The organism is Streptomyces sp. MJM8645 (genome assembly GCF_001625365.1).
GTDB lineage: Bacteria > Actinomycetota > Actinomycetes > Streptomycetales > Streptomycetaceae > Kitasatospora.
In genome coordinates, this window is sequence record NZ_LJJF01000001.1 from 98,088 (window position 1) to 111,268 (window position 13,181).

12 protein-coding genes are annotated in these 13,181 nt (G+C 76.0%); 4 read left to right on the plus strand and 8 right to left on the minus strand.

What is annotated here, in order from left to right; translation table 11 throughout:
* Positions 1-22: 22 nt before the first annotated feature.
* The 4 genes from A6F73_RS00415 to A6F73_RS00430 form a co-directional block, all read right to left on the minus strand.
* Entirely contained in the window at positions 23-2,716 is a 2,694-nt protein-coding gene (locus tag A6F73_RS00415; RefSeq protein ID WP_063345888.1) for a lantibiotic dehydratase, read from the minus strand.
* 137 nt (positions 2,717-2,853) lie between these two features.
* Positions 2,854-3,033 carry a thiazolylpeptide-type bacteriocin gene (locus A6F73_RS00420; protein ID WP_063345889.1) on the minus strand — a complete coding sequence of 60 codons (180 nt, stop codon included), beginning with the start codon at positions 3,031-3,033 and terminating at the stop codon, positions 2,854-2,856.
* Positions 3,034-3,070: 37 nt separating this feature from the next.
* A complete protein-coding gene (locus A6F73_RS00425) occupies positions 3,071-3,268 on the minus strand; it encodes a thiazolylpeptide-type bacteriocin (protein ID WP_244293239.1) in 198 nt (65 codons plus the stop codon).
* A gap of 324 nt (positions 3,269-3,592) precedes the next feature.
* Complete coding sequence (locus tag A6F73_RS00430) at positions 3,593-4,831, minus strand: styrene monooxygenase/indole monooxygenase family protein (protein WP_063345890.1); 1,239 nt, start codon at positions 4,829-4,831, stop codon at positions 3,593-3,595.
* A gap of 290 nt (positions 4,832-5,121) precedes the next feature.
* On the opposite strand from A6F73_RS00430, the gene A6F73_RS00435 reads away from it, so the two are divergent.
* Complete coding sequence (locus A6F73_RS00435) at positions 5,122-5,481, plus strand: zinc ribbon domain-containing protein YjdM (RefSeq protein WP_063345891.1); 360 nt, start codon at positions 5,122-5,124, stop codon at positions 5,479-5,481.
* Positions 5,482-5,555: 74 nt separating this feature from the next.
* On the opposite strand, the gene A6F73_RS00440 is transcribed toward A6F73_RS00435, so the two are convergent.
* Positions 5,556-6,104 (minus strand): helix-turn-helix domain-containing protein, encoded by a 549-nt coding sequence (locus tag A6F73_RS00440; protein WP_063345892.1) that lies wholly within the window; start codon positions 6,102-6,104, stop codon positions 5,556-5,558.
* A 93-nt stretch (positions 6,105-6,197) separates the two neighbouring features.
* Between A6F73_RS00440 and A6F73_RS00445 the strand changes: the two genes are divergently transcribed.
* On the plus strand, positions 6,198-7,040 hold the full coding sequence (locus A6F73_RS00445; RefSeq protein ID WP_063345893.1) for an alpha/beta hydrolase: 843 nt from the start codon (positions 6,198-6,200) through the stop codon (positions 7,038-7,040).
* 76 nt (positions 7,041-7,116) lie between these two features.
* Here the strand turns inward: A6F73_RS00445 and lanL are convergent, their stop codons facing one another.
* From lanL to A6F73_RS00455, 3 genes are all read right to left on the minus strand, one after another.
* Positions 7,117-9,663: a class IV lanthionine synthetase LanL gene (lanL, locus tag A6F73_RS00450; RefSeq protein WP_063345894.1), complete on the minus strand. Its 2,547-nt coding sequence runs from the start codon at positions 9,661-9,663 to the stop codon at positions 7,117-7,119.
* A 38-nt stretch (positions 9,664-9,701) separates the two neighbouring features.
* Positions 9,702-9,869: an SflA family class IV lanthipeptide gene (locus A6F73_RS42110; protein ID WP_167745841.1), complete on the minus strand. Its 168-nt coding sequence runs from the start codon at positions 9,867-9,869 to the stop codon at positions 9,702-9,704.
* A gap of 223 nt (positions 9,870-10,092) precedes the next feature.
* The gene (locus tag A6F73_RS00455; RefSeq protein WP_063345895.1) at positions 10,093-10,755 is read right to left on the minus strand and encodes a pyridoxamine 5'-phosphate oxidase family protein; all 663 of its coding nucleotides are present in this window, start codon (positions 10,753-10,755) and stop codon (positions 10,093-10,095) included.
* Positions 10,756-11,038: 283 nt separating this feature from the next.
* On the opposite strand from A6F73_RS00455, the gene A6F73_RS00460 reads away from it, so the two are divergent.
* Positions 11,039-11,899: an NAD(P)H-binding protein gene (locus A6F73_RS00460; RefSeq protein ID WP_159398302.1), complete on the plus strand. Its 861-nt coding sequence runs from the start codon at positions 11,039-11,041 to the stop codon at positions 11,897-11,899.
* Between the two features lie 428 nt (positions 11,900-12,327).
* Positions 12,328-13,140, plus strand: a complete 813-nt coding sequence (locus A6F73_RS00465) for a slipin family protein (protein ID WP_063345897.1) — start codon at positions 12,328-12,330, stop codon at positions 13,138-13,140.
* Positions 13,141-13,181 lie beyond the last annotated feature (41 nt).

A 13,181-nucleotide genomic window follows, 5' to 3' on the forward strand; every position in this document is an offset into this window, starting at 1 on the left:
GCGGCCCCGGTGCGGCGGCCGCTCACCACTGGCTGCCGCCGGGCCCTGTCCGGGCGGTCACCCCACGCCCCGCCGGGGCGGCGGTGGGCCGGGCAGGGCGGTACGTCTCGGCGACGAGTTCCACGGCCCCGGTCGGCCGGGGCCGGCCACCGAGCGCCGGCAGGGCCTCTTCGAGGACGACGCCGCGGGGGTGGCGGGTGAGCCATTTGGCGAGGTGGTGCAGGTGGAGGGGGTTGCCGAGGTCGACCGGCTGCGGTTTGGGGGCGCGCAGCCGGGCGATGAAGGCGTCGACGGCGTGACCCTCTGCGGGGCCGGCTGCGGGGCCGTCCGGCACGGGGTGCAGGAACAGCTGCTCGGGGAGGTCGAGGAGGGCCCGCCAGCGGGCGGCGGTGGCCGCGGGCACGTCGCCGGGGCCGGTCTCGGCGGCGAGGTCGGCGCGCAGGGCGTCGAGGACGGCCGCGGGCAGGTGCCAGCGGCGGCGGGCGAGGACGACGTGGCGGTGGCGCAGCCGGGGTGTGCGGGTGACGGTGCCGCCGGGAGCGGGCAGGGTGGTGCGGGGCAGCAGCGGGCGGAAGTCGACGATGCCGTTGGGGTGGTCGGCGAGGAGGGGTGCGAGCCGTTGCGGCAGCATGATCGGCGCGAGGAAGCCCAGGTAGAGCACGTCGAGGGCTTCACCGGTGGTGCGCAGCCGGAACCGGAGCTGATCGGTGGCGGGGTCGTGGACGAGGTCGAGGTCCGGTTCGGCGAGGTTGGTCCAGCGGCGGTCGGGGCCGATCTCGTCGGCGAGCAGCCGGGGGTGGAGGTTGGCGTTGAAGCCGCCGACCGGGCGGATCTGGGCGGCGCGGGCGCCGTCGCCGAGGCCGCGGCGGATCTGCCGGGCGACGTCGGCGGCCTGTGGCGTGCCGGCGTCGAGGAAGCGGCTGGTGAAGCGCCCCCAGCCGCCGTAGACGTGGTTGACGCACAACAGGCCGTCGGCGAGGTCGTGCTGGACGAACCAGGAGTAGCTGAGCGGCCGGGCGGCGGTCCAGTCCGGCAGGCGGGCGGCCAGGGCGCGGATCCGGTCGGCGGGCAGCACCAGCTCGCCGTCGACCACGGGTGTGGCGGTGAACTCCTCCCGCAGGAGGCGCAGTTCCGGCGGTCCGGCGGTCCGTCCGGCGTCCGCCCAGGCTTCGCCGGCATCGGCGCCGAACTCCCACGGGGTGGCGCAGACGCCGCCGACGCCGTAGCGGGCGACGAAGCGGTCCCGGGCCGCCCGGCGCATCAGGTGGCCGAGGTCGAACAGCTCTGCCAGGGCGGTGAGTTCGCCGAGCGCGGCCCGGTCGGCGCCGTCCAGGTCGTGTCCGGTCGACCGCGGGCCGGGCTGGATCGGCCGGGCAGGCCCCAGCCGGGGCCGCGGCGGCGCTGCGGCGTGGACGTCCTCGGTGAGCACCGTGAGGGGCGCGGCGTCGGGCGGGACGGGCCGACCGGCGTCGGCGAGCAGCCGGCGCCAGTCGGCGGCGAGAGCGGCGAGCAGCGCCGGGCGCTGCTCCGCCTGGGTCTTCTCGAACTGGGCTGTGTGATCGGCGAGTTGGTGGAGGCACCGGCTCAGGTCGGCGTCCTCGGGCCACTGCCGCAACCAGTCGCCGAGGCGTCGCAGCGGGTCCTGGTCCTGCGGATCGACGGGGTCGGCGGGCACGAGCAGCCGGGCGTCGAGGAGTTGTCCGACGAACCGGTGCACGGCCGGGTCGCCGCCGGCGCGGCCGAGGGCGGCGGTGAGCCGCTCGGCGAGCCGGGCCGGAGTGTCCGGGGTGTCGGAGAGCGCGCCGAGGAGCGCCAGTTCGGGGCGGGCCGCGAGTTCGACCTCCTCCTCGCGGGTGACCAGGTAGCGGCCGCCGGCGAACACCACCCGGGTGCGGGCGTAGCGGGCGCGGTCGCCGTCGATCCGGGCGGCGCTGGCCATCCGGTGCGGCAGGGTGCGACTGCGACGGGGTTCGTCGAGCAGGGCCTGGACGAGGGCTCCGACCAGCGTCCGGTTCTCCTTGACGACCGCGCGCGGGGCGGTGTCGCCGCCCGCCGCCCAGCCGACGGCGGTGAACCAGGAGAGCGGGCTGGTCTTGCTGGTGGCCCGCAGGGCGTGGCGCAGCACCGCGGCCTCCTCCTTGCGCGCCCGGCCCCGCCGCTCCCCCGCCGCACCGCCGCCGCGCGCCGTGTTGCCGACTGCGCGCAGCAGGTCGGCGCTGGTGAGGGCGACGGCACGGGTGAACGCGGGTGAGCGGCAGAGTTCGGCGAGGGCGGCGCGTTCGGCGGCCAGTGCGGGCGCGACGGCGGCGGCGAGGTCGTCGAGCAGGCTGGTACGCCGCGCGCGCAGCTCCAGCCACTCGGCGAGGCGCGGGGTTCGGGCGGGGAGGTCGGCGAGCCGGGCGAGCAGGGCGGCGCGCGGCGGGCGCCCGTTGTGCAGGTCGCGGCGCAAGGGGAGCACGACCTGCCGGTGGAACGCCTCGCCGTGGCCGGCGCGGCCGGCGTGGAGGTCGTCGCAGAGGGCGGGCCGCAGGGCGGCGTCCGCGGCTTCGACGGCGGTGAGCCGGGCCAGCAGGGCCCGGACGACGGCGGCCGGGGCCGACTGGGCGGGGCGGGCGAGGACGGTGGCGCGCACCAGGGTGTACGGCGCGGTGCTGACGGGTGGCGGCGCCGGGGCCTCCTGCGGCCGGGCGGGGTGGGTCAGGGCTCGGTGCGGCATGGCGGGCTCCCTCCGACGGACCCGTGGGGCGGACAGACCTGGGTACTGCTCGTCTCGGCCGTGGCGTGCGGCCGCCCCGGGTAGGGGCGGCCGCACGCCGACACGCGCTGTTCAACGGGGACTTGGCGACGCCGGGCTCAGAAGGTCTGGGTCGGCGGGTGCGGAGCGGCGCAGGAAGACGATCCGCAGGAGCTGGAGCTGGGTGCCCCGGAGGCGCCCGTCTCGGGCAGGGCGACGGTGTCGCGCAGCGCGGTGACGGTCAGCTCGCCGAGGTCGAGGTCGTCGAGGGCGAGGACGTCCTCGAAGTGGTCCGACATGTGGTCTCCCGGATGTTCGAGATGAATTGACGGATGGTCAGAACGAGTCCGCGCCGGGCAGGTTCGGCTGGGCGCAGGAGGACGAGGCCTGGCAGGAGCAGGACCCCCAGGACCCGCCGTTCTCCGGCAGGGCGACGGTGTCGCGCAGCGCGGTGACGGTCAGCTCGCTGAGGTCCAGGTCCTGGAGGTCGAGGCCCGGGGTGGATGTGGACGCGGACATGGCGATGTCGGACATATCGGACTCCTTTGGGGTGGCGGGCGAGGCCGAGGTGCGCTTGTGGCGGCGTGGGGGCCAAGGGTGTACCGGCCCCCGGGGTGCGGCGGCGCACGCGGATCGTCCTGACCCCGGCGTCGCGCCGCCCACCGGCGACTCTAGGCCTCGGCCGGCCGCGCCGGACCCGGGCGCTCGGCACATTGGCCGGATGCCCACCTCCCCCGGCGCAACACCGGCTCCTGCCTCAGCCGCACTTGAGCGAGCCGTGACCGGCGCTCCGGCGCACACCTCCCCATGGCGGCCGGGCCCGCCGTCCGCTCGGGCGCCCCGGCCGATCCGCTGCGGTCAGTCCTGCGGGGTGAACGACTCCAGGTAGGCGGCCGCCTTCGCGGGGTCGAGGAACCACTGCTCCAGGTCGGCCGGGTCGTTGAAGGCGTTGGCGAACCGGTCGGCGACGGGCGGGAGTTGACCGGCGGCGCCGAGCAGGTGCAGGACGTGCTCGGGCGGCGGCGCGAGCATCGCGTTGCTCCAGACGGTGCTGGGGCGCACGGCCTGCCAGAAGCGGTCGAAGGCGGCCCGCATGAAGTCGCGGTCGAACGGCTTGTCGCCGTGGGCGAGGATCGCGTCGAGGTAGCCGGCCGCGCACCGGGCGGCGTTGTTGGAGCCCTGGCCGGTGATCGGGTCGTTGAGGACGACGACGTCCGCGACGCCCAGCACCGCTCCGCCGCCGGGCAGTTCGCCGACCGGGTGGCGGACGGCGGGGGTGAAGCGCCCGGCGAGGGTGGCGCCGGCGTCGGTGAGTTCGATTCCGGCCCGGGCGCGGTCGTACTCCCAAGGAGTGAAGGCCTTCATCAGGTCGAGCGTCACCCGCAGGTGTTCGGCCGGGTCGCGGACCCCGTCGAAGGCGTCCGCCGGGCCGCCCGGGGCGGCCTCCCAGAGCAGGATGTCGCACGGGCCGGCCGCGGTCAGCGCCGGCATCACGAACAGTTCGCCGATGCCGGGCACCACGTTGCAGCGGACGGCGGGGAAGTCGTGCTCGGGGCGCGGGCCGAGCCCGTACACGTAGCTGGCGGCCAGCGCGCGCTGCGGCCGGTCGTACCGGGAGCGCTCGTGGTCGCGCTCGAACATCGCGGCCAGATCGCCCTTTCCGGCCGCGACCAGGACCAGGTCGTAGGAGCCGGAGAGGTGTTCGAGGTCGCCGACGGTCACCGGGCGGATCACCACCCGGCCGCCGCGCCCGGCGAAGGTCTCCAGCCAGGCGGGCATCTTCAGCCGCTGGTCGACGGACTGCGCGGGCGCGTCCAGGCGCCCGACCCAGTCGATCACCCGCGCGGACTGCGGCCCGGCGACGGAGACTCCGAGGCCCTCGATCCGGGGTGCGGCGTCCGCCCAGAGGTCCAGGCCGAGGTCGCGTTCGGTCCGCAGCGCGGCATCGAACATGCACTGGGTGGACAGCACCCGGCCGCTGCGGACCGCGTCCGCGTCGCGGTCGGTCATCACCGTCACGTCGTAGCCGTGGGCCTGGAGCCCCAGGGCCAGTTGGAGGCCGGCCTGCCCGGCGCCGACGATCAGAACTCTGCGCATCGTCTCCGCTTTCCTGGTTGTACGTCCCGGCCCGGCCTCAACACCCTTCCGTCCGTGGGCTGGTGAGCCCGCAGGGGGCGGTGGGCGCCGGCCGGCCGCCGGTCGCGCTGCCGGTGGCCTGGATACCAGTCATCGGGCACCGGCGTCCACGGCCTGCGCGCGCGCCCGGCCGGGAACGTCACCGTCCGCGGTCGGATGCCCTCGAACAAGCGATTTGAAAAATTCTTCAACTTCATACATGCTGGCGAGCCGCCGACCCCCGGCCCGACCTGAGAGGACAGCCCGCGCGCATGAGCGACCACCTCCCCCCGTGCCCGTCGTGCTCCAGCGAGTACACCTATGAGATGAACGCCCTCATGGTCTGCCCGGAGTGTGGCCACGAGTGGATGCCCGCGGCAGGCGGCGCCGCCGAACCGGCCGGCCCGGGCGAGCGGGTGATCCGGGACGCGGTCGGCAACGTGCTCAGCGACGGCGACACCGTGACCGTCGTCAAGGCCCTCAAGGTCAAGGGCAGCGTCTCCGGCATCAAGGCGGGCACCAAGGTCCGCAACATCCGCCTGGTCGACGGCGTCGACGGCCACGACATCGACTGCCGGATCGAGGGGTTCGGCGCGATGCAGCTCAAGTCGAGCGTGGTCAAGAAGGCCTGACCGGGCCCGCGCCCGGCGCGAAACGGCGGCGGCCCGTACGAGCACCTGCTCGTTCGGGCCGCCGCCGTTTCGGGCTACTCCACCGGGGACGGGCCCACGGCGGGGAAGAGGATCGGGCTGAGCAGGTACGGCTCCCGGCCCGGCGCCGGCCCGTTCGCCAGCCGAGGCACCAGGACGGCCCGCAACTCGCCGCTGAGCTCCGCGAGTTCCGCCGGGTCGAGCCAGCACGTGCCCTGCCGGTAGGCCACCCCCTGGGCGGCCGGGTCGGCGTCCTCGCGGTCGAGGTAGGCGTTGAACTCGGCGATCAGGACGGCCATCGCGGCGGCGAAGCCCCGGCGGTGGTCCTCCCGCGTCATCGCGGCGGCCGCGGCGTCGTCCACGACCGGGCGGTCCTCGCGCAGCCGGTAGTGCCGCTCGACGGCGCCGCGCACCCGGCGCTCCTCGGCGACCTCCAGGAAGCCGGCCTCCGCGAGCAGCGCGACGTGCCGGTACACCGTCACCTTCGACACGCCGGACAGCCGCTCGCACAGCTGCGAGGTGGTGAGCACCTGCCCGCCGGCGAGGGCGTGCACCACGCGCAGGCGCACCGGGTGGAGGAGGAGGTCTACCGCTTCGAGGTCCATTGCCCAACGATTTCACAGTCGCTATCATTATCAAAGATGAAAACAGTGCGTCCGGGAGACGACCCGGATGCCGGTTCCCAGGGGGGAAGCACCATGCGCCAGACGAACGGGCGGGCCATCACCGTCAACGGGCGATCGATCCACGTCGAGGAGTCCGGCCACGGCACGGACGTCGTGCTCTTCGAGTCGGGCCAGGGCCTCGGCCGCGCCTCCTGGGACCCGGTCCTGCCGCTGCTCGCGGACCGTGCCCGGCTGGTCGCCTACGACCGGGCCGGCTTCGGCCGCAGCCCCCGCACCGACGCCCCGCTCGACCTCGACGACCTGGCGGACGACCTGGTCGCCCTCGCCGAGGCCGTCGCCCCCGACCGGTTCGTCCTGGTCGCCCACAGCATGGGCGGCCTGGTCGCCCGCCTCGCGTACCAGCGCCTCGCGCCCCGGCTGCGCGGCATCCTGATGGTCGACACCACACCGGAGACCGCGCCCGCCTTCGACGCCATCGACCAGATCGCCCGCCGCGTCGACCGCACGCTCGCCATCGCCCAACCCCTGGTCCGCAGTCGCCTGGTGGCCCGCCTGTTCAGCGGCACCGCCCGCCGGGTCTTCCCCACCGACACCTACGAGACCATGCTCGCCGAGGACTTCGTCCCGGCCGGCCTCGCCCAGACCCGCCGCGAATTCCGCGCCGTCGCGGCGGCCGTCCCCCGGCTGCGCGCCGAACCCCCGGCACCCCCCGGCTGCCCGACCGTCCTGCTGTCCGCCGACCGCCCCCGCCGAGGCGGCGAACGCACCCACCCCGCCCTCCAGGAACACCAGCGCCACTGGACCGAAACCCTCCCCGACGGCCGCTACGAGACCGTCGACGCCGGCCACTTCATCCAGGGCGAGCGGCCCGACGTGGTCGCCGCCCGGATCCGCGAACTCCTCGACCGCGGCTGAGCGGTGGGCCACCGGGCGTCGGTCGACCGGCCGCAGAACGTCCGCCCGTCCGACCCGATCGCCGGCCTCGGCCGGTTCAGGCCGACGGCAGCAGTCCAGGCACCGGGCCGCCGCGACGGGACAGCCGGCGCAGGAAGGTCAGCACTCCGGGCGTCCCGACCGCCCAGGCGCGGGACTCGGCGGTCGGGTCGCCGCCGGGGAAGACCGGGCGGCCCGCCGGCCCGCCGGCCCGGGTGAGGAGCAGGGCTGCCAGTTGCTCCGCCGCGCGCCAGTGGCGGGGGTCGCCGGTGGCCGTGGCGAGGTCCACGAGGAGGTCGCCGACTCCGGCCAGGCCGCAGCAGCGGACCACCAGGGCGGTGCGCGGGGCGAGCGTCCGGCAGGTGTCGGCCGCGTCGGCGGCCAGGGCGAGGAGGGCGTCGTCGCCGTACTGGATCCCGGCCTGGACGAGGACCGTGCCGAGGCCGGCCAGGCCCCGGCACCAGGAGAGGTACCGGCGGGTCGCCCCGGGCCGCAGGGCGGCCGCGTTGAGGCGGGGGAGGTCGGCGGCGAGTCCGTCGACGATGCGGTGGGCCGTCCGGCGGGAGGCCTCGTCGGGCCGGGCGAGGAGGAAGTGAGCGATGCCCGCGCGGCCGTGCGCGAAGCCCTCGGCGAGGGCGGCGGTGCCGGGGTTGGGCGCCTCGCCGGGGTCGTCGAGGGGGCGGGCGGTCAGTGCCGTGGCGCACGCGGCGGCCGCCGCGAGGTGCCGGTCGGCGTCCCGGCCGAGGGCGGCGAGCAGCAGGTGGGCGGTGCCGAGCCCGGCCGCGCCGGCGATCTGGTCGGTCCCGACGGGCTCGTGGTGGCGGAGGTACGGGGGCTTCGTACCGGGCGGCGCCGTGCCGAGGGTGGCGGCGCTCTGGGCGAGGAACAGGTCGGCGCCCGCCCGGCCTTGGTAGAGCGAGCCGTCGAGGCGGTCGAGCGCCGGGTGGGCGGCCGTCCAGTCGGCCAGGGCGGTGGCGGCGGCCCGGGCGTCGGGGCGGTCCGCGTGCTCCAGCAGTTCGAGGCCGAGGCCGGCGGCGCCGTCGTAGAGCGACAGCAGGGTGCGGGGTTCGCCGGCGCGCGGGTCGGTGGCGACCAGCTCGCGGGCCATCCGCACGCAGGTGCCGACGGTGTGGTCGACGGCCTCGTCGAGCGGGGCCCGGCGCGGCGCGGCCGAGCGCCGGGCCGGGGGGCGGCCGGGCGGCCTCCCGTCCCGCAGGCCGGCGGCGGCGGCCGCGCGCCGGGCCCGGTCCGGGCTCACCAGGCCCGTGACCAGGGCCACCGCGGAATCCGCCGAGTCCGAAGGCCCGGGGAGGGCCGCGCGCAGGCAGGCCAGGGTGCGGTCGCGGTTGGTCGCCGGGTCGGGGTCGATCACCACCGGGTCGAGTCCGGTGAGGGCGTGGTGGAGCGTGGTGCCCAGCGCGTAGTAGTCCTCGGTGGGGTCGCTTCCGGTGGCGCCGGGCAGCCCGTAGCCCGCCGTGGCCCCGGGCGGGCGGGCGCCGTCGAGGGCGCTGACGCCGAAGTCGACCAGCGAGCAGCGGCCGGCGGCGTCGAGCACCACGTTCGCGGGTTTCAGGTCGCAGACCACCACGCCGCGCGCGTGCACCGCGTCCAGGATCCGCAGCAGTCCGCGCGCCAGGCGCCACCAGTCGCGCCCGCCGGTGCCCGGCCGCAGGTCGTACGGGCCTGCGGCGAGGACGTCGCGCCGCAGGTCGCGCGGCCCGCACGCGCCGCTGACCAGGTACTCGTCGGCGCCGTGCCGGAAGTAGTCGACCAGCGGCGGCACCCCGGGCACCCCGGCCAGGGCGGTGAGCACCCGGCGTTCGTGCCGGAGCCGGCCGCGCGCGTCGGTGCCCGCGCCGTCCTCGCCGACGTGGGCGCGGGCCTGTTTGACCACCACCTCGCGCCCGGTGGCGAGTTCGACCGCGCGGTAGACGTGGCCGTTCGGCGAGCGGGTGATCCCGGCGGTGATCCGGTAGCGGCCCTCGCCGACCCGGGTGGTCGGCGGCCGGGCGGAGGCGGCCGCGACGGGCGCGAACGGGTCGCTCGCCCAGGGCGGTTGGCGGTAGCGGGCTTCGGCCAGGCCGGGGAAGACCGCCCCGTCCGGGCCGGTCATGCCGTAGTCGGCGCCGTCGTCCGTGACCCGGAACAGGCCGTAGCGGTAGTAGACCGGCGCGTCCGGCCGGAGCCGGCGGTCGCTCACCACCCGGGGCCCGGCCCAGCCGGCCAGCGCCCGGGCCAACTCCGTTCCCAGCGCGACGAGGTCCGCCTCGTCCGGGTAGACCGTGACGGCCTTGCCCACGGCCGCGGGGCCGCGCAGCCCGCTGTTGAGCTCCCGCAGCACGGCCGCGCCCGCCGCGAACTTCGCGTCGCAGGTGCGGCGCAGCAGGATCGGGACCACCGCGTCCAGCAGCTGCGGGAGTTGGCCCTGCCGGGCGGACAGGTGGAGCTTCCAGCCGTGGGCACGCGCCGGCATCCGCGGGTCCTGGAGGTACCACCACTGCCCGTCGGTGTGCAGCGGGCGGCGCGGGCCGGGCGCGGCGGCCGCCAGGTCGGCGACCCGGCGCCGCAGTGCCTCGGCGGAGCCGGGGTCGGGTGGTGTGGTCATCGCTCCGCCCCTCCCCCGGTCCGCTTCCTCGGTACGGGTCAGCAGTCCACGGCGCAGTCGAAGCGCGTCGGAACGTAGGTGACCCACGGGTCGGCGAGACACGCGACCGGGGCGAGGTCCGCGTCGTGCTCGTCCTCGAAGACGATGGCGTCCTCGTCGATGTCCAGCAGGCCTGCGTCGCGGATCTCGGTCACCACTGCGCTCATGGGTGGTTCCTCCCTTGGGGGTTGGACCTGCTCTCGCGGATCATGCCGGGCGCGCGGGACACCTGGGCGCGCTGATCCGACGTGACCCGCAAGAGGGGGCCTGGGCCGGTGTTCCTTGCGGTTGGCGCCTCATGCTAGCCACGCCGACCGGTCCGCGACAGGGGTACGACAACGCCAACTCGGCCGCTCAGCACCGCGATTCCCGGCGACCGGAACGGATCGTTCAGTCACTCACCAGGCGGCGGCCGGTGATCTCGTCCGGGCTGATCCGGATCCAGCAGGTCCGGTCGCCGCCGGCCCAGGGGATCGCGCCGGGGAGGCCGACCAGGTGGTGCAGGGCGGCGGGGTCGTGCACGTGGTGGGCGGTGCCGAGGAGGAGGACGCTCCAGCCCCGGCCGAGGTACTCGTCGATGTGGTCGATCTGGAAGGAGAGCGCGGTGCCCTCGGCCGGGGCGCCGCGCTCGGTGGTGCGGTAGGCGATGGTGCGGTCGTCGACGACGTAGTTGACGGGGACGACGACCGGGCCCGGCTGGAGCGGCAGGGCGATGCGGCCGACGCCGTGGGTGCCGATCAGCTCCCAGCACTCGGGTTCGGTGAGGCCGAGCAGCCGCGGGTGCGGGCCGGGGCCGCCCTGGCCGGGCGGGGCGTCGGCGCGGCCTTCGAGCAGTTCGCCGCGACTGAGGCCGAGTGCGGCGGCGATCCGGACGAAGCCGCCGGGGTCGAAGGCCGGTCCGGCTTCGAGCAGGTAGTGCAGGTAGCGGGGGGCCATGGCCGCCTGGTGGGCGAGGTCGTCCTCGCTGAGGCCGAGTTGTTCGCGCCGCTCGGCGATCCGGCCGGCCACGGCGGCGGGTTCGGCCCGGTCGACGGCGTCAGGGGTGTCGTTCACGGTGGTGGCTCCTCGGCTTGCCGGCGGGTGCCCGGGGTCGCGCCCGGCGTCGTGTCCCGGGTCGTGTCCGGGCGGTGACCAGGCCGGATCCATCCAAGCGCCCGGCGCGCGCCAAGTCGAGGAACGGCGGGGCGCCGTGCGTGTCGGCTCGGGGCGAACCGTGGCCGGCCCACCCGACCGGCCCGAGCCCGGCGGGCCCGACCTTGATCGGCTCCGCCCCGCCTGCGATCATCACGCTGACGTCGAATCAGGTCGGCGTCCGCTACGGGGAGGAGTGCCATCCGTGATCGTTGTGACGGGTGCCACCGGTACGGTCGGGTCGAAGGTGGTCGTGGGGCTGCGCGAGCGCGGCGAGGCGGTGCGGGCGCTGGTGCGCGCCGGTTCGCCGGGCCCGGCGGAGTGGGACGACGCGGTCGAGCGGGTGGCCGCCGACTTCTCGGACCCGGCTTCGCTGGACGCGGCCCTGGCCGGGGCCGACGTCGTCTACCTCCTGGTGGCCGTCCACCCCGAGATGGCCGCCCACGAGCGGAACGTGATCGACGCGGCCGTGCGCACCGGCCGGCGGCCCCGGATCGTGCTGCACGCGGCGGCGGGCGTCGAGCAGCGGCCGGAGGGCGTCCGCTTCGTGGGCGCACACGTCAGCGGCCTGGACCACCTGCGGGCCTCCGGGCTGCCGTGGACGGTCGTGGCGCCGAACGGCTTCCACCAGAACGTCCTGGGCATGGCCGCGGGCGTCCGGGCCGGCACCCTCGCGGCGCCGGGCGGCGAGGGCGCGGTGTCGTACGTGGACGCCCGGGACGTGGCGGCGGCCGCCGTCGAGGTGCTGGCGACCGAAGGCCACGAGGGCGCGGTCTACACCCTGACCGGCCCGGAAGCGCTGTCGCACGACGCCTTGGCCGAGCGGCTCGCCGCGGTCGCGGGCCGCCCGGTGGCGTACACCGCACTGGCGCCCGAGGCGGCCCTGGCCGGAATGCTCGACGCGGGCTGGGACCAGTGGCGCGCCGAGGGCATGGTCGAGCTGTACGGGCTGTACGCGGCCGGGTACGCCGCCGCCGTCAGCCCCGACGTGGAGAAGCTCACCGGCCGCCCGGCGCGCTCCTTCGCCGAGTTCGCCGCCGAGCACGCGGCCGCCTTCGCCGGCTAGGTCCTGTCCGGTCGATCTTGGCGGATCAGCCCGCGACGTTGGGCGCCCGGCTGGGCGTGCGCCCGGATCGTCCTCGTACTGGGCGTACTTGGGCGATTCGGGCGTGCGTCCAGCCGGGATGCGTAATGGGGGTACCTCCCGGCCGAAGGCTGGGGGAGTCGCGGGCCCGGCAAGATCGGCCGGACAGGGCCTAGGCAAGAGGGTTCCAGGACGCCCGTGGTTCCCGCCACGGGCGTCAGCCCGCCGCCGCCGGGGTGGCGCGGTCGCGCCGGACCGGCGGAGCGGACGGCCCGTCAGGATCCCCGGCGCACGCGGCTGTCGATCCCCGCGGCCGGGGCGCATACTGTCCTGCGCGGCTCGCACCCGCGCGACAGGGCCCGCTCAGGACCCGGCCCGGGCTGCGCCGCTACGGGGAAGGTCGGACGAACGTGGCAATTGTCGTTCTCGTCGTCGTGCTGGCGCTGTTCTGGCTGATCACCGGCGTGCGGGTGGTGCAGCAGTACGAGCGCGGCGTGGTGTTCCGGCTCGGCCGGGTGCGCGAGCAGGTCCGCCAGCCGGGCCTCACCCTGCTGGTGCCGGCGGTCGACCGGATGCGCAAGGTCAACGTCCAGGTCGTCACCATGCCGGTGCCCGCCCAGGAGGGCATCACCAAGGACAACGTCTCCGTCAGCGTCGACGCCGTGCTGTACTTCCGCGTCGTCGATCCGGTCAAGGCCACGGTGGACGTCCAGAACTACTCCTTCGCGATGCTCCAGGTCGCCCAGACCTCGCTGCGCTCGATCATCGGCAAGAGCGAGCTGGACGACCTGCTCTCCGGCCGGGAGAACCTGCACCAGGGGCTGGAGATCATGATGGAGAGCCCCGCCACCGGGTGGGGCGTGCACATCGACCGGGTGGAGATCAAGGACGTCAGCCTGCCCGACTCGATGAAGCGCTCGATGGCCCGCCAGGCGGAGGCCGACCGCGAGCGCCGGGCCCGGATCATCACCGCGGACGGCGAGTTCCAGGCCGCCGCCAAGCTCGCCGAGGCCGCCGTCACGATGTCCGAGACCCCGGCGGCGATGCAGCTGCGGCTGCTGCAGACGGTGGTCGAGGTCGCGGCGGAGAAGAACTCGACGCTGGTGCTGCCGTTCCCGGTGGAGCTGCTGCGCTTCTTCGAGGCCTCAGCCGCCCGGGCCGCCGAAGCGGGCTCCGCGCCGGCGCCCGCCGTCCCGGCCCAGGCGCCGTCCGACGCGGGCTGACGGCCCGCCCGCACGACCACGGCCGGCCCGGGGCCCGCCCC